The 15,083-nt window shown below is 60.3% G+C and carries 10 protein-coding genes; 6 read left to right on the top strand and 4 right to left on the bottom strand.

What is annotated here, in order from left to right:
* Nucleotides 1-77 precede the first annotated feature (77 nt).
* Nucleotides 78-2,819, bottom strand: coding sequence for an aconitate hydratase AcnA (gene acnA, locus ACYZTS_RS23330; protein ID WP_461992357.1), 2,742 nt, complete (start codon nucleotides 2,817-2,819; stop codon nucleotides 78-80).
* Between the two features lie 210 nt (nucleotides 2,820-3,029).
* Between acnA and rlmM the strand changes: the two genes are divergently transcribed.
* Nucleotides 3,030-4,103, top strand: a complete 1,074-nt coding sequence (gene rlmM / locus ACYZTS_RS23325) for a 23S rRNA (cytidine(2498)-2'-O)-methyltransferase RlmM (protein ID WP_461992355.1) — start codon at nucleotides 3,030-3,032, stop codon at nucleotides 4,101-4,103.
* Between the two features lie 174 nt (nucleotides 4,104-4,277).
* Nucleotides 4,278-4,529: a sulfurtransferase TusA gene (tusA, locus tag ACYZTS_RS23320; RefSeq protein ID WP_028621435.1), complete on the top strand. Its 252-nt coding sequence runs from the start codon at nucleotides 4,278-4,280 to the stop codon at nucleotides 4,527-4,529.
* Here tusA and ACYZTS_RS23315 read toward each other — a convergent pair.
* Nucleotides 4,526-5,935 (bottom strand): MATE family efflux transporter, encoded by a 1,410-nt coding sequence (locus ACYZTS_RS23315; protein WP_461992353.1) that lies wholly within the window; start codon nucleotides 5,933-5,935, stop codon nucleotides 4,526-4,528. The two genes, tusA and ACYZTS_RS23315, sit on opposite strands and share 4 nt — an antisense overlap.
* A gap of 320 nt (nucleotides 5,936-6,255) precedes the next feature.
* Between ACYZTS_RS23315 and pdxB the strand changes: the two genes are divergently transcribed.
* On the top strand, nucleotides 6,256-7,398 hold the full coding sequence (gene pdxB, locus ACYZTS_RS23310; RefSeq protein WP_461992351.1) for a 4-phosphoerythronate dehydrogenase PdxB: 1,143 nt from the start codon (nucleotides 6,256-6,258) through the stop codon (nucleotides 7,396-7,398).
* Nucleotides 7,399-7,496: 98 nt separating this feature from the next.
* Here the strand turns inward: pdxB and ACYZTS_RS23305 are convergent, their stop codons facing one another.
* Nucleotides 7,497-7,676, bottom strand: a complete 180-nt coding sequence (locus ACYZTS_RS23305; protein WP_461992349.1) for a PA1571 family protein — start codon at nucleotides 7,674-7,676, stop codon at nucleotides 7,497-7,499.
* A 256-nt stretch (nucleotides 7,677-7,932) separates the two neighbouring features.
* Here ACYZTS_RS23305 and ACYZTS_RS23300 point away from each other — a divergent pair, with 256 nt between their 5' ends.
* Together ACYZTS_RS23300 and ACYZTS_RS23295 are read left to right on the top strand one after the other, a co-directional pair.
* Nucleotides 7,933-9,702, top strand: a complete 1,770-nt coding sequence (locus ACYZTS_RS23300) for an ABC transporter transmembrane domain-containing protein (RefSeq protein WP_461992347.1) — start codon at nucleotides 7,933-7,935, stop codon at nucleotides 9,700-9,702.
* Nucleotides 9,703-9,767: 65 nt separating this feature from the next.
* Nucleotides 9,768-10,787, top strand: coding sequence for a Fic family protein (locus tag ACYZTS_RS23295; protein ID WP_461992345.1), 1,020 nt, complete (start codon nucleotides 9,768-9,770; stop codon nucleotides 10,785-10,787).
* Nucleotides 10,788-10,857: 70 nt separating this feature from the next.
* On the opposite strand, the gene ACYZTS_RS23290 is transcribed toward ACYZTS_RS23295, so the two are convergent.
* Nucleotides 10,858-12,786, bottom strand: coding sequence for a transglycosylase SLT domain-containing protein (locus ACYZTS_RS23290; RefSeq protein ID WP_028621965.1), 1,929 nt, complete (start codon nucleotides 12,784-12,786; stop codon nucleotides 10,858-10,860).
* Nucleotides 12,787-12,999: 213 nt separating this feature from the next.
* Between ACYZTS_RS23290 and ACYZTS_RS23285 the strand changes: the two genes are divergently transcribed.
* The gene (locus ACYZTS_RS23285) at nucleotides 13,000-14,919 is read left to right on the top strand and encodes an ATP-binding cassette domain-containing protein (RefSeq protein ID WP_028621964.1); all 1,920 of its coding nucleotides are present in this window, start codon (nucleotides 13,000-13,002) and stop codon (nucleotides 14,917-14,919) included.
* The last annotated feature ends 164 nt before the right edge of the window (nucleotides 14,920-15,083 follow it).

The following is a 15,083-nucleotide window of genomic DNA, read 5'->3' as shown; positions in this document are numbered from 1 at the left end:
AAACGGTGCCGGATTATAGGGACCTGCGGCCATAAACAAAAACACCGCCCGAAGGCGGTGTTGTTGTCAGCGAACAATCACGACGCAATCAACTGCCGCAGCACGTAATGCAGAATCCCGCCCGACTTGAAGTATTCCACTTCATTCAACGTGTCGATCCGGCACAACACTTCGATTTTCTCACGGCGGCCGTCTTCGCGGGTGATCACCAGCGTCAGGTTCATCCTCGGCGTCAGCTCAACGCCTGTCAGGCCAAGAATATCCAGGGTTTCCTTGCCGGTGAGGTTCAGGCTTTTGCGGTTCTGATCGAGCTTGAATTGCAGCGGCAGCACGCCCATGCCCACCAGGTTGGAACGGTGGATCCGCTCAAAACTTTCAGCGATAACGGCTTTCACACCAAGCAGGTTGGTGCCTTTGGCGGCCCAGTCACGGCTCGATCCGGTGCCGTATTCTTGCCCGGCGATGACCACCAGCGGCGTGCCCGCTGCTTGGTAACGCATGGCGGCGTCGTAGATCGCCATCCGTTCGCCGGTAGGGATGTAGATCGTGTTGCCGCCTTCCTCGCCGCCGAGCATCTCGTTGCGAATGCGGATGTTGGCAAAAGTGCCGCGCATCATCACTTCATGGTTGCCGCGTCGCGAGCCGTACGAGTTGAAATCGCGGGGCTCTACGCCTTTTTCGCGCAGGTACTGGCCAGCGGGGCTGTCGGTCTTGATGTTGCCGGCCGGGGAGATGTGGTCGGTGGTCACCGAGTCACCGAGCAGCGCAAGCACCCTGGCGCCCGCGACGTCCTTGATCACCGGCGGCGGGCCACCAATGTCATCAAAGAACGGCGGATGCTGGATGTACGTCGAATCGTCCTGCCAGACATACGTCGCCGCCTGCGGCACTTCGATCGCCTGCCATTGCTCGTCACCGGCGAACACTTCGGCATATTCCTTGTGGAACATGGCGGTGTTGACTTGATTCACCGCTTCGGCGATTTCTTCGCTGCTGGGCCAGATGTCGCGCAGGTAGACCGGGTTGCCATCTTGGTCATTGCCCAACGGGTCGCTGCTGATGTCGGTGCGCACCGTACCGGCCAACGCGTAAGCGACCACCAAGGGCGGCGAGGCCAGCCAGTTGGTTTTCACCAGCGGGTGCACGCGGCCTTCGAAGTTGCGGTTACCCGACAACACGGAAGCGACTGTGAGGTCAGCCTTCTGGATGGCTTTCTCGATGGGTTCCGGCAATGGCCCGGAGTTGCCGATGCACGTGGTGCAGCCATAACCGACCAGATCGAAACCGAGTTGGTCCAGATACTGGGTCAGTCCTGCAGCCTTGTAATAGTCGGTGACCACTTTCGAGCCGGGCGCGAGCGAACTCTTCACCCAGGGTTTGCGGGTCAGGCCTTTTTCCACAGCTTTTTTCGCCACCAGCCCGGCGGCCATCATCACGCTCGGGTTGGAGGTGTTGGTGCAAGAGGTGATCGCAGCAATCACCACCGCGCCGTTCTTCAAACGATAAGTTCGGCCGTCGTATTCGTAATCGGTTTCGCCGACGAGATCGGCGTTACCCACTGCAACACCGCCGCCGCCTTCACTCTCCAGGCGGCCTACTTCCTTGCTGGCGGGTTTGAATTGCAGTTCGATGAATTCGTTGAACGCTTGCGCGACATTCGGCAGCGAGACGCGGTCCTGCGGGCGTTTCGGCCCGGCCAGACTTGCTTCGACGCTGCCCATGTCCAGGGCCAGGCTGTCGGTGAATGCCGGTTCGGTGCCGGGCAGCCGCCACAGACCTTGCGCTTTGCTGTAGGCCTCGACCAGTTTCACCGTTTCCAGCGGACGACCGGACAGGCGCAGGTATTCCAGGGTCACGTCGTCGACCGGGAAGAAACCGCAGGTAGCGCCGTATTCCGGGGCCATGTTGGCGATGGTCGCGCGGTCGGCCAAGGGCAGGTCGGCGAGACCGTCACCGTAGAATTCGACGAATTTGCCGACCACGCCTTTCTTGCGCAGCATCTGCGTGACGGTCAGCACCAGGTCGGTCGCCGTGATGCCCTCGCGCAACTTGCCGGTAAGTTTGAAGCCGATCACTTCCGGAATCAGCATCGACACCGGTTGACCGAGCATCGCCGCTTCCGCCTCGATGCCGCCGACGCCCCAGCCGAGCACGCCGAGGCCATTGATCATGGTGGTGTGGGAATCGGTGCCGACCAGCGTGTCAGGAAACGCATAGATGCGACCGTCCTCGTCTTTGGTCCAGACCGTGCGGCCAAGATATTCGAGGTTCACTTGGTGGCAAATGCCAGTGCCCGGCGGCACCACGCTGAAATTGTCGAAGGCGTTCTGCCCCCAGCGCAGGAAGGCGTAACGCTCGCCGTTGCGCTGCATTTCGATGTCGACGTTCTGCTCGAACGCGCTGGCGCTGCCGAACTTGTCGACCATCACCGAGTGGTCGATCACCAGATCCACCGGCGACAGCGGATTGATCCGCTGCGGAGCGCCGCCAGCCTTGGCCATCGCGGCGCGCATGGCGGCGAGGTCGACCACGGCCGGCACACCGGTAAAGTCCTGCATCAATACCCGCGCCGGACGGTACTGGATTTCCCGGTCCGAGCGACGCTCCTTGAGCCAGGCGACAATCGCCCGCAGATCGGCGCCAGTGACGGTTTTTTCGTCTTCCCAACGCAGCAGGTTTTCCAGCAGCACTTTCAACGACATCGGCAGCTTGTCGAGATCACCGAGGCTCTTGGCAGCGTCGGGCAGGCTGAAATAATGGTAGGTCTTGTCGTCGACTTGTAAGGTTTTAAGACTATTCAGGCTATTAACAGACGGCATTACGATCACTCCTTTGAGCCCGCACGGCTACGGACTGAGGGGACGGACAGAGCATTAAAGCTAGCCCTGTTTTAAGTAGCTGGCTAATAACTGGACTCTATGAGCGCATCCAGGGTTCCGAACTCGGCTATCATGCGCCGGTTTTCGTGACAGGCTTTGCTACAGGGCAAGTTTGCGCATCGATGGTTTGCCGATTGCCCAGGAGATTTGATGAACACCCTCTTTATGCATTGCCGACCGGGATTCGAAAGCGAAGTCTGCTCGGAGATTTCCGAGCACGCCGCGCGGCTGAACGTGGCCGGTTATGCCAAGGCCAAGACCGCCAGCGCCTGCGCCGAATTCATCTGCACCGAAGAAGACGGCGCCGAGCGCCTGATGCGCGGCCAGCGTTTCGCCGAGCTGATTTTCCCGCGCCAGTGGGCGCGCGGAATGTTTATTGATTTGCCGGAAACCGATCGCATCAGCGTGATCCTCGCGCACATGGCCGATTTCCCGTTGTGCGGCAGTTTGTGGCTGGAGATGGTCGACACCAACGACGGCAAGGAACTGTCGAACTTCTGCAAGAAGTTTGAAGGCCACCTGCGCAAAGCGCTGATGGCGGCCCGCAAACTGGTGGACGACCCACACAAGCCGCGTTTGTTGCTGACGTTCAAGAGCGGCCGTGAAGTGTTCATGGGCCTGGCCGAGTCGAACAACTCGGCGATGTGGCCGATGGGCATTCCGCGCCTGAAGTTTCCGCGTGAGGCACCGAGCCGATCGACGCTGAAGCTGGAAGAGGCGTGGCACCACTTCATCCCGCGTGATCAGTGGGACGAGCGCCTGCACAGCGACATGACCGGCGTCGACCTCGGCGCCGCGCCTGGCGGCTGGACCTGGCAACTGGTCAATCGCGGCATGCTGGTGACGGCCATTGATAACGGTCCCATGGCGGAAAGCCTGATGGACACCGGGCTGGTGCAACACCTGATGGCCGACGGCTTCACCTACAAGCCTCGCCAGCCGGTGGACTGGATGGTTTGCGACATCGTCGAGAAACCTGCGCGCAACGCGGCGATGCTGGAAGAATGGATCGGCGAGGGACATTGTCGCGAGGCGGTGGTCAACCTCAAGTTGCCGATGAAACAACGTTATGCCGAAGTGAAACGCTTGCTCGAACGCATCGCCGATGGCTTCAAAGAGCGCGGGATCCGGGTCGAGATCGGCTGCAAGCAGCTGTATCACGATCGGGAAGAAGTGACCTGCCATTTGCGTCGGCTGGATGTGAAGAAGCCCAAATCCCGCTGACTGGACGCAAACTCTGTAGGAGCCGGCTTGCCGGCGATGGCCGTTACGCGGTGTATACGACCCACCGCGGCGCCCGTTTCGCCAGCAAGCCGGCTTTTACAGGTTGGGTGTTTGCCACAGATGACCGATCACCCGGCATTGCGCGACAATGCTGGCCAGTTTCAGGAGTAAATCATGAGTGAAATGTTTGATACGCCGGTAGACGGCACCCTCGACGCCACCGGTCTCAACTGCCCGGAACCGGTGATGATGCTGCACCAGCACATCCGAGACCTGACGCCCGGCGGCTTGCTCAAGGTCATCGCCACCGACCCGTCGACCCGTCGCGATATCCCCAAGTTTTGCGTATTCCTCGACCACGAGCTGGTCGCGCAGCACGAAGAGGCAGGCACCTACCTCTACTGGATCCGCAAGAAACTCGCTTAACCCGCCGAACTGCTGATGCGGATCCGCTTGCGTGCACTGCGCGTCAGGCGGATCGACAGCATCAGCGCCGCGCAACTCAAACCGACGATCAAACCCTGCCACAGCCCGCTCGGGCCGCTCGGCGTGCCAAACCAGTCGGTCAGCCCCAGAATGTAGCCCACCGGCAAACCGATGCCCCAATAGGCAAACAGGGTCAGGATCATCGTCACCCGCGTGTCCTGATAGCCGCGCAGCGCGCCGGCCGCCGTCACCTGAATCGCGTCGGAAAACTGGAACAGCGCCGAGTACACAATCAGCATCGCCGCCACGTGAATCACCGTCGGATCAGCCGTGTAAATGGTCGCGATCTGCTCGCGCAGCAACAGCATCATGCTCGCGGAAATACACGCGTACGCCAGCGCCGTGCCCATGCCGACACCGGCGGCGAAGCGCGCTTCACGCGGCTGCTGACGCCCGAGCGCCTGACCGACGCGAACGGTCACGGCCATGCCCAGGGAGTAGGGGATCATGAACACCAGCGAGCTGAAGTTCAGCGCGATCTGATGCCCGGCGACCACCGTCGCTCCCAGGCTGCCGATCAATAGCGCAATCACCGCGAAGATGCTCGATTCGGCGAACACCGCGATGCCGATCGGCAAACCAATGCTCAGCAGACGCTTGATCACAGTCCACTGCGGCCAGTCGAAACGACTGAACAATTGACTCGACTGATACGCCGGCGCCCAGCGTTCCCAGCCCGCCATGCCCAGCGCCATCACCCACATGACGATGGCAGTGGCCCAGCCGCAGCCGACGCCGCCCATGGCCGGCACGCCGAAATGGCCATAAATGAAGATGTAGTTCAGCGGAATATTCAGCGCCAGGCCGCACAGGCCAAGGACCATCGCCGGCCGCGTGCGCCCGAGCCCGTCACTGAAGCAGCGCAGCACATGATAAATCGCCACCGCAGGCAAGCCGCTGGCGATGCCGTGCAGGTATTGCATGCAGGGGCCGATCAGTTCGGGGTCGACGTTCATGATGTGCAGAATCGGCTCGGCGCCAAGCAGCATGGCGGTCGCCACCAAGCCCACGACCAGCGCCAGCCACAGGGCCTGGCGCACGATCAGACCGATCTCGCTGTGGGTGCCGGCGCCAAAGCGTTGGGCGACTTTCGGCGTGGTCGCCAGCAGTGTGCCGGTCATCAGCAGAAACACCGGCACCCAGATCGAGTTGCCCAGGGCCACCGCCGCCAGATCTCGCGGCCCGACCCGGCCGGCCATCACCGCGTCGACGAAACCCATCGCGGTGGTCGCCAGCTGCGCGACCATGATCGGCAGCGCCAGGCCGAGCAGGTTTCTCAGCTCCAGGCGAACTCGGGCAGGGCGGGTGAGGGGGGCGGCGTCAGAGCGTTCAGTCACGGCATTCAAGGGCAGAGCGTCCAGAAAAATTATGCACACAGGCGGCCCATTCTACGCCTTGACGCATCGGTCAGGAAAAGACCTGTGTTAGCGATTTGTAATCATCGATAGCACCGTTGTGGCGAGGGAGCTTGCTCCCGCTGGACTGCGCAGCAGTCCCAACCTCACATGCGGTGTGCCTGCTGGTTAAGGTCGCTCAAGTGGGGGACTGCTGCGCAGCCCAGCGGGAGCAAGCTCCCTCGCCACAGAGGGGCACGGTGATTTCGAATCCCGCTGGCCCACTGCACAGTTCTCCGCCTACACTGCCGATCCGCCAAAGGAGCCTGCTCATGCTGATTGTTGCCGACGAAAATATCCCGCTGCTCGATGCCTTCTTCGAAGGGTTCGGCGACATTCGCCGGGTGCCGGGACGCTCGATCGACCGCGCGACCGTCGCCCAGGCCGACGTGTTGCTGGTGCGCTCGGTGACCAACGTCAACCGCGCGTTGCTCGAAGGCAGCAAGGTGCGCTTCGTCGGCACGTGCACCATCGGCACCGACCATCTGGACCTCGACTATTTCCAGCAGGCCGGCATCACCTGGTCCAGCGCCCCCGGCTGCAATGCCCGCGGCGTGGTCGACTACGTATTGGGCAGTTTGCTCACCCTGGCCGAAATCGAAGGCGCTGACCTTGCCACGCGTACTTACGGCGTGGTTGGCGCCGGTGAAGTAGGCGGACGATTGGTCAAGGTTCTGCAAGGGCTGGGCTGGAACGTACTGGTGTGCGATCCGCCTCGACAAGCCGCCGAGGGTGGCGATTTCGTCAGTCTTGAACAGGTCATCGAGCAGTGCGACGTGATCAGTCTGCACACGCCGCTGAGGAAGCACGGCAGCGGTTCAACCTGGCATCTGTTTGATAAAAATCGTTTGAATCAGCTTAAACCCGGTGCCTGGCTGATCAACGCCAGTCGTGGCCCGGTGGTCGATAACGCCGCGTTGCGCCAAGTGCTGCTGCAGCGTGAGGACTTGCAAGCGGTGCTGGACGTCTGGGAAGGCGAGCCCGAGGTCGATGTGGCACTGGCCGACCTGTGCGTGCTGGCGACGCCGCACATTGCCGGTTACAGCCTGGACGGCAAGCAGCGAGGGACGGCGCAGATTTATCAGGCGTACTGCGATTTTCTCGGGCAACCGGCCTCGGTCAGTTTGAACCAACTGCTGCCGCAACCGTGGCTGTCGCAAGTGACTTTGCATGCCGGTGCCGATCCTGCCTGGGCGCTGGCGATGTTATGCCGGGGTGTGTACGACCCGCGTCGCGACGATGCGGATTTCCGCCGCAGTCTGGTCGGTAGCGTAACCGAGCAGCGTGCGGCGTTTGATGTGCTGCGCAAGCAGTACCCGTCGCGGCGGGAGATTGATGGGCTGCAGGTGCGGATTGAGGGGGAATCGGCTGAACTTCGCAAGATTGTGTTGGCGTTGGGTGCAACGGCTGTCTAGTAGAGACCGAGTTGGCCCGTGACAGGGAGTGCAGCGCCCTCAAATAACACCCACAAAAAACCCGGCAATCAGGCCGGGTCAGAAATACGGTGGCTACATCACTCTTGTTCGGCAGGTTTGACCAATCGCTTTTCCAGTTCGCTGCAGGCGTCCTGGATCATGCTTTCAGTGATCGGAACTTCTCGCCCCTGCTCATCAATAATCGAGCATCCCAGAGACTGGTCGGGCTGGGTGCGGATCACTTGAATCTTGTCGTCGCTGCTGTGTTGCAAGGACATGGCCTGTCTCCTCATCAGGTTGTGTACTCACTGTAGAACCGTCAGGTGACCGGGCTATGACAACTCCCTGCGATCTTTCCGCGACGGCCGGTACAGTCCACCAGAAATGCCGCCCAGTTGCCAGCCGGACCTTAGACCGATAGCGTCTAGCAACTAGTCAATGCGGTCATAATTAACCTGACTCATTGTGATTTACAGAGTTCCACCCCATGCAGTGCCGTAAGCTGACCCCTCAATGCGGACCCGGAAAAACCTCATGCTCTCTGCCCGTTACCGTCGCGCGATCCGCTTGGCCAGTCGCTTTCTTGTGCCGTACAAGTGGCACGCCTTGGGAGCCTTGCTGGCGCTGATTGTCACCGCAGGCATTACGTTGTCCATGGGCCAGGGGATCCGGCTGCTGGTGGATCAGGGCTTCATGACCCAGTCGCCGCACCTGCTCAACCAGTCCATCGGCCTGTTCATGCTGTTGGTAGTCGGTCTGGCGATTGGCACATTTGCGCGCTTCTATCTGGTCTCGTGGATTGGCGAGCGTGTCGTTGCCGACATTCGCCGTCAGGTGTTCAACCATTTGATCTACCTGCACCCGGGGTTCTACGAAGACAACCGCAGTTCCGAGATCCAGTCGCGATTGACCGCCGACACCACCTTGCTGCAGTCGGTGATCGGCTCTTCGTTGTCGATGTTTTTGCGCAATTTTCTGATGGTGATTGGCGGCATTGTTCTGCTGTTTGTCACTAACCCCAAGCTCACCAGCATCGTTGTGGTTGCCTTGCCCCTGGTGATCGCGCCGATCCTGATTTTCGGGCGCCGGGTGCGCAGCCTCTCGCGTCTGAGTCAGGACCGGATCGCCGACATCGGCAGTTATGTGTCCGAAACCCTGGGCCAGATCAAAACCGTGCAGGCCTACAACCATCAGCCTCAGGACGAGCAACGATTTGCCTTGACGGTGGAAGAGGCGTTCAACACCGCGCGCAAACGGATCTTTCAGCGGGCCTGGCTGATCACGCTGGTGATTGTCCTGGTGCTTGGCGCGGTCGGCGTGATGCTGTGGGTCGGTGGCATGGACGTGATGGCCGGGCGGATTTCTGCAGGCGAGCTGGCGGCCTTCGTGTTCTACAGCCTGATTGTCGGCAGCGCCTTCGGCACGCTGAGCGAAGTCATCGGTGAATTGCAGCGCGCGGCCGGCGCAGCCGAGCGCATCGCTGAACTGCTGCGTTCGGACAACATCATTCAGCCACCGACGACCGGACTCGTGACACTGCCCGAGCGCGTGAAGGGCGATCTGGTTCTGCAGGATGTGCGTTTTTCCTACCCGTCGCGACCGGAAAGTTACGCCCTCGATGGCTTGAATCTGACCATCAGGGCCGGTGAAACGCTTGCTCTGGTCGGTCCCTCCGGCGCCGGTAAATCGACAGTTTATGACTTGCTGCTGCGTTTTTACGATCCCACCGACGGTCGCATTCTGCTCGATGGCGTACCGCTGACGCAGCTCGATCCGCTGGATTTGCGCCGTTGCTTTGCGCTGGTCTCGCAAACCCCGGCGTTGTTCTTCGGCAGCATCGAAGAAAACATCCGCTACGGCAATCCGACTGCAACGCTCCAGCAGATCAAGGACGCCGCGAAGATCGCTTACGCCCACGATTTCATCGAGCAAATGCCCAACGGTTACCAGACCCACCTCGGCGACGCCGGCCTCGGTTTGTCCGGTGGCCAGCGCCAGCGCCTGGCCATCGCCCGCGCGCTGCTGGTCGATGCGCCAATTCTGCTGCTCGACGAAGCCACCAGCGCCCTCGATGCGCAAAGCGAACACCTGATCCAGCAAGCACTGCCCAGCCTGATGAAAAACCGCACCACTCTGGTCATCGCCCACCGCTTGGCCACGGTAAAAAACGCCGATCGCATCGCCGTGATGGACCAGGGGAAACTGGTGGCGGTCGGCACGCATCAGGCGTTGATTGCGAGCAATGCGTTGTATGCGCGGCTGGCGGCTTTGCAGTTTAGTGATAGGCATGAACCGCATGAATGAGGGCTGCTGAATGGTCGTGGGATCGGGCATTATGTCGGCCTTGAATCGCAAGCCCGGATGAGGATATGAGCCGTTATCAGCCACCGTTGACCCTGACTGCCCGAATGCTGGCACTGATCGCCGAGATCAGCGAACAAATCGGTCAGCTTTCGGCTGTGGAGGCTCGTCGCCAAACGCCGCAACTGCGCCGCAGCAATCGGATCCGGACGATTCAGGCTTCCTTGGCCATTGAGAACAATACGCTGAGTATCGAGCAGGTCACGGCCGTTCTTGCCGGGCGCCGCGTGTTGGGGCTGCCTCGGGAAATTCAGGAAGTAAGAAACGCGTTTTTGGCGTATGAGGCTATGCCGGACTGGCAGCCCGGCAACAGAACAGATTTGCTGCGCGCGCATGAGTTATTGATGGCTGGACTGATTGACGATGTCGGGCAGTTGCGCCAAGGCGGCGTGGGTATCTATCGCGGCGAAAAGCTGGTGCATATGGCGCCACCGGCAAGTCGCGTCAGTCACTTGATTGATGACTTGCTGGCATGGCTCAACAGTTCTGATTGGCATCCGCTGATTACCAGCTGTGTCTTTCACTACGAATTCGAGTTTATTCACCCGTTCGCTGATGGCAATGGTCGTATGGGGCGACTCTGGCAGACATTGATACTCAGTCATTGGCGGCCGGTTTTGGCTTATCTGCCAGTTGAGGCGGTGATTCGAGAGCAGCAGGATGCTTACTACAGGGCGTTGTCGGCGGCGGATCAATCGGGCGAAGCGACGCCTTTTGTCGAGTTCATGTTGCAGGCATTGAGCCTTGCGCTTGGGGAAGCGGCCGGATCTGAAATTATGACCGACCAAGTAACCGACCAAGTAACCGACCAAGTAAACAAATTGCTTCGCACCCTTCGCGGCAGCGCTCCACTCAAGGTGAGCGAACTGCTGGTAGCGCTCGGACTGGCGCACAAGGCGACGTTCAGGGCCAATTATCTCAAGCCGGCACTAGCGGCCGGTCTGATTGAAATGACAAATCCTGATTCACCTCGAAGTCCGGTGCAGCGCTATCGACTGACTGCGTTGGGCGAAGCGGCCTCAAGATAGATAATTCGATCGCCAAAAAAATGCCCGCATCAACCGATGCAGGCATTTTTGTCAGCGCCTGAAACCATCCTCACTGATCGTCAAAATACCGCTCATGCCAATCCACCAACGGCTGTGGCGAGTTGAGCTTCTGGCCGTAAATCACCGAGTAAGACAACACGTTCTGCACGTACTGCCGGGTTTCATCGAACGGGATGCTTTCCACCCAAACGTCAAAGCTCAAGTGGTCCGCGCCGCGCAGCCACTGGCGGACGCGGCCGGGGCCGGCGTTGTAAGCGGCGGAGGCGAGCACGCGATTACCGTTGAACTGGCTGTGGACCTGGCTGAGGTACGCCGCACCGAGCTGGATGTTTTTGTCCGGATCGAACACCTGCTGGTGCGACGCCAACGGAATGCTGAACTTGCGAGCGGTTTCCTTGGCGGTGGCCGGCATCAACTGCATCAGGCCGCTGGCGCCGACGCCGGAGCGGGCATCGTCCATGAATGCACTTTCCTGTCGAGTGATGGCGAACACCCAACTCGAATGCAGGCCTCGCACCTTGGCTTCACGCACCAGCGTCTCGCGGTGAGCCATCGGGAAGCGGATATCCAGATCGTCCCAGTACTGCGCCTGGCTGATGGTGCGGATCGCCGGGAAGTACCATTTCAGGTCGTAGGCCAGTTTTGCCTGAGCGACCATTTCGTCGCGGTTGAAGTGGCGGCTCACGTGATACCACTCACGGCGACCGTCGACGATCTGCCCGCGCGCATGGAATTCCAGCGCCCGACGCACGCCCGGCGTGTTGCGCACCTTGTTGATCAGGGCCTGACTCATCACCAGCGGTCTGTTGTTCAACGAATAGGATGATTGCGAGCGGTCAGCGGCGAGAAATCCGTAAAAATCGCGCTCACGGGCCAGGTTTTTGTACAAGTTCTGCACTTCCGCATTCTGCGGTTGTGCCAGTTCCAGGCTGCGGGCCTGCCAGTAACGCCAGCGATTGGTGGTCGCCAGATCAGGTGGCAGACGTCGAGTCAGCTGATAGGCATCGTCCCAGCGCGCCAGACGCAAGAGCAAACGCAGGCGCCATTCCGACACTGTGTTATCGCGCAATTCCGGGTCATATTTTGTCATGACTTCCAGCGCACGACCGTCAAAGCGTTTGGCCAGGGTCAAGCCGATTTCCCGGGCGATCGCGACTTTTTCATCACGGGAAAACTGCATGCTGCTGGCGTAGCCATCGAGCAGCGCCATGGCTTTACTCGGGTCCTGTCGGGCCAGTCGGCGCAAGCCAAGGCTGACCACGTCGGACATCGGTTCGTCAGCGGGAATGAAGCGCGACGGCTGATTGAGCAGCTCGGGTTTTTGCGCCACATCGATCAGCAAACGACCGCGCGGGGCGAGGGTGGTCAAACCATTGACCAGGCTGTTCGCCAGCGGATAGTTGCGCGCCTGGGCCGCAAGCTTGGCACGCTCCCAGCGTTTTTGTTCGGTCAACTGGCCTTCCGCAGCCCAGATGCCAAACAGCGCGTCGCACGCAGCCGGTTGGGATTTGCCGGTCAGCCAGAGTTTGTTGGCGTTGGCGTAACCTTCCGATTTCTGGTTATGTCCGATCTGATATTGCGCGTTGAGGCAGTCCAGCTCCGTGAAATTGAGCTTGGGGTCGTAATACTTGACGAAGGTCGCCCAGTCGCCGCGCTCGGAAAGCCAGCGCAACCAGCGCAATTTCATCCAGTTGGCTTGCGGCAGGTCGCCATGCTCGGCGAGGAATTTCTCGATCTCGGCATTGCTCGCGCTTTTCAGGCGCGCAGTCAATTCGTCATACGCCAGATACGGTTCCAGCGGATAGTCGCTGAGTGCCTGACTGTAGCGCATATACGGGCCGGTATCGCCCTTGGCCAGCGCACGCTTGGCTTCATCGTAATATTGGCGCTGGGTGGACAAGTCCACCGCCTGGGCGGTTTGAACGGCAGTTGCTGATAAAAGAAAGCACGACAAAAGACTGAAAAGGCGACTGCGCATGAGACATCCGGGCAGAGAAATCATGACAAGTACCGGCATGGCCGACACTGAATAATCTGTAGCTTAGCCTTTTGCCAGCGACGGGCGAAAGCTTTGCGGCCGTGTCTGCACAAGTTCGCAACATTTCTAATGCAGAGTGCTCGTAAGTTGAAATTGCCGGCCTTCTGAAGCCTCAAGTCAGGTAGAATGCGCGCCCGGTTTTTGGAGAAGCTCATGACCCTGCTCAAATTCAGCGATGTGTCCCTTGCTTTCGGCGCTACGCCGTTGTTGGATAAGGTGTCCTGGCAGATCGCCCGTGGTGAGCGGGTGTGCATCATCGGCCGCAACGGCACTGGCAAGTCCAGCATGATGAAGCTCGTCAAGGGCGACCAGAAGCCCGATGACGGCTCCGTTTGGCGCGCACCCGGCCTCAAGATCGGCGAATTGCCGCAAGAATTGCCGGTAGCCGACGAGCGGACCGTGTTCGACGTGGTGGCTGAAGGCCTGGACGGTGTCGGAGAACTGCTCGCGCAGTATCACCACCTGAGCCAGAACATCGTCACTGATGCCGACCTGGACAAGCTGATGCACGTTCAGCAAGACCTCGAAGCCCGCGACGGCTGGCGTCTGCAGCAATTGGTCGACAGCACCTTGAGCCGTCTGCAGTTGCCGGCCGACAAGACCCTCGCCGAACTGTCCGGTGGCTGGCGTCGTCGCGTCCTGCTGGCGCAGGCGCTGGTTTCCGAACCGGATCTGCTGCTGCTCGACGAACCGACCAACCACCTGGACATCGGTGCAATTGCCTGGCTTGAAGAAGCGCTGAAGGATTTCCAGGGCGCCGTGCTGTTCATCACGCACGACCGTTCTTTCCTGCAGAACCTCGCCACGCGCATCCTTGAACTGGATCGCGGTGGTCTGATCGACTGGAACGGCGACTACGCCAGTTTCCTCGTGCATAAAGAAGCCTCGCTGGCCGCAGAAGAAACTGCCAACGCGCTGTTCGACAAGAAGCTGGCCCAGGAAGAAGTCTGGATCCGCCAGGGCATCAAGGCCCGCCGCACCCGCAACGAAGGCCGCGTGCGAGCCCTCAAAGCCCTGCGCGTCGAGCGCAGCGAACGTCGCGAGCGCACCGGCAAGGCCAACATTCAGCTGGACACAGCGGACAAATCCGGCAAGCAGGTCATGGTGCTCGAGAACGTGAGTTTCGCTCACCCGGGCGGTCCATTCCTGATCAAGGATTTCTCGATGGTCCTGCAGCGCGGCGACCGTATCGGCTTGCTCGGCGCCAACGGTACCGGCAAGACCACGCTGCTCAAATTGATGCTCAGCGGTCTGCAGCCTACCAGCGGCACTGTGGAGGAGGGCACGCGCATCGACGTCGCCTATTTCGATCAGTTGCGCCATCAGCTGGACCTCGAAAAAACCGTGATCGACAACGTCGCCGAAGGTCGCGACTTCATCGACATCGATGGCCAGAGCCGGCACGTGCTCAGCTACCTCGGCGACTTCCTGTTCAGCCCGCAGCGAGCCCGCACGCCAGTCAAGGCGCTGTCCGGTGGAGAGCGTGCGCGGTTGCTGCTGGCGAAACTGTTCAGCAAGCCAGCCAACCTGCTGGTCCTCGACGAACCGACCAACGACCTCGATGTGGAAACACTCGAGTTGCTGGAAGAGGTCTTGCTGACTTTCAACGGCACCGTGCTGATGGTCAGCCACGACCGGGCATTCCTCGACAACGTGGTCACCAGCACCCTGGTCTTCGAAGGCGAAGGCAAGGTTCGCGAGTACGTTGGTGGCTATCAGGACTGGATCCGTCAGGGCGGCTCGGCGCGTCTGCTGGGCGTGACCGAAAGCAAATCCGGCAAGGCCGACCTGACGTCCGCTGTCGTGACGGCTGATGCTGCACCGGTCGCGGCGGCAGTCGAGGCACCGGTCGCCAAGAAAAAACTCAGCTACAAATTGCAGCGTGAGCTGGAAATGTTGCCGGCGCAGATCGAAGCCATGGAAAAGCAGATTGCAGCGGTTGAAGCGCAAATGGCTGATGGTGGTTTTTATCAGCGCCCGGCTGCAGAAACCGCTGCAGTGATCGCCCAACTGGAGCAATTGCAGGCAGAGCACGACGTGATGGTCGAACGTTGGGCCGAGCTGGATGCCTGATTGATCCTGCACTGAAAAAGCCCGGCGTTTAGCCGGGCTTGTTGTATGCCGATCTGCCAAGCACCGCAGATCGAATGTGGGAGCGGGCTTACTCGCGAAGACGGTGGATCAGGCAACTTGATGTTGGATGAGGCGCCGCCTTCGCGAGCAAGCCCGCTCCCACA

It is taken from the genome of Pseudomonas sp. TMB3-21, assembly GCF_054898145.1.
This window is presented reverse-complemented; position numbering and strand designations above follow the sequence as displayed.

Coding starts and splice junctions, on each gene's coding strand:
- acnA (WP_461992357.1), bottom strand. CDS start 2,819: ATGCCGTCTGTTAATAGCCTGAATAGTCTTAAAACCTTACAAGTCGAC.
- rlmM (WP_461992355.1), top strand. CDS start 3,030: ATGAACACCCTCTTTATGCATTGCCGACCGGGATTCGAAAGCGAAGTC.
- tusA (WP_028621435.1), top strand. CDS start 4,278: ATGAGTGAAATGTTTGATACGCCGGTAGACGGCACCCTCGACGCCACC.
- pdxB (WP_461992351.1), top strand. CDS start 6,256: ATGCTGATTGTTGCCGACGAAAATATCCCGCTGCTCGATGCCTTCTTC.
- ACYZTS_RS23305 (WP_461992349.1), bottom strand. CDS start 7,676: ATGTCCTTGCAACACAGCAGCGACGACAAGATTCAAGTGATCCGCACC.
- ACYZTS_RS23300 (WP_461992347.1), top strand. CDS start 7,933: ATGCTCTCTGCCCGTTACCGTCGCGCGATCCGCTTGGCCAGTCGCTTT.
- ACYZTS_RS23295 (WP_461992345.1), top strand. CDS start 9,768: ATGAGCCGTTATCAGCCACCGTTGACCCTGACTGCCCGAATGCTGGCA.
- ACYZTS_RS23290 (WP_028621965.1), bottom strand. CDS start 12,786: ATGCGCAGTCGCCTTTTCAGTCTTTTGTCGTGCTTTCTTTTATCAGCA.
- ACYZTS_RS23285 (WP_028621964.1), top strand. CDS start 13,000: ATGACCCTGCTCAAATTCAGCGATGTGTCCCTTGCTTTCGGCGCTACG.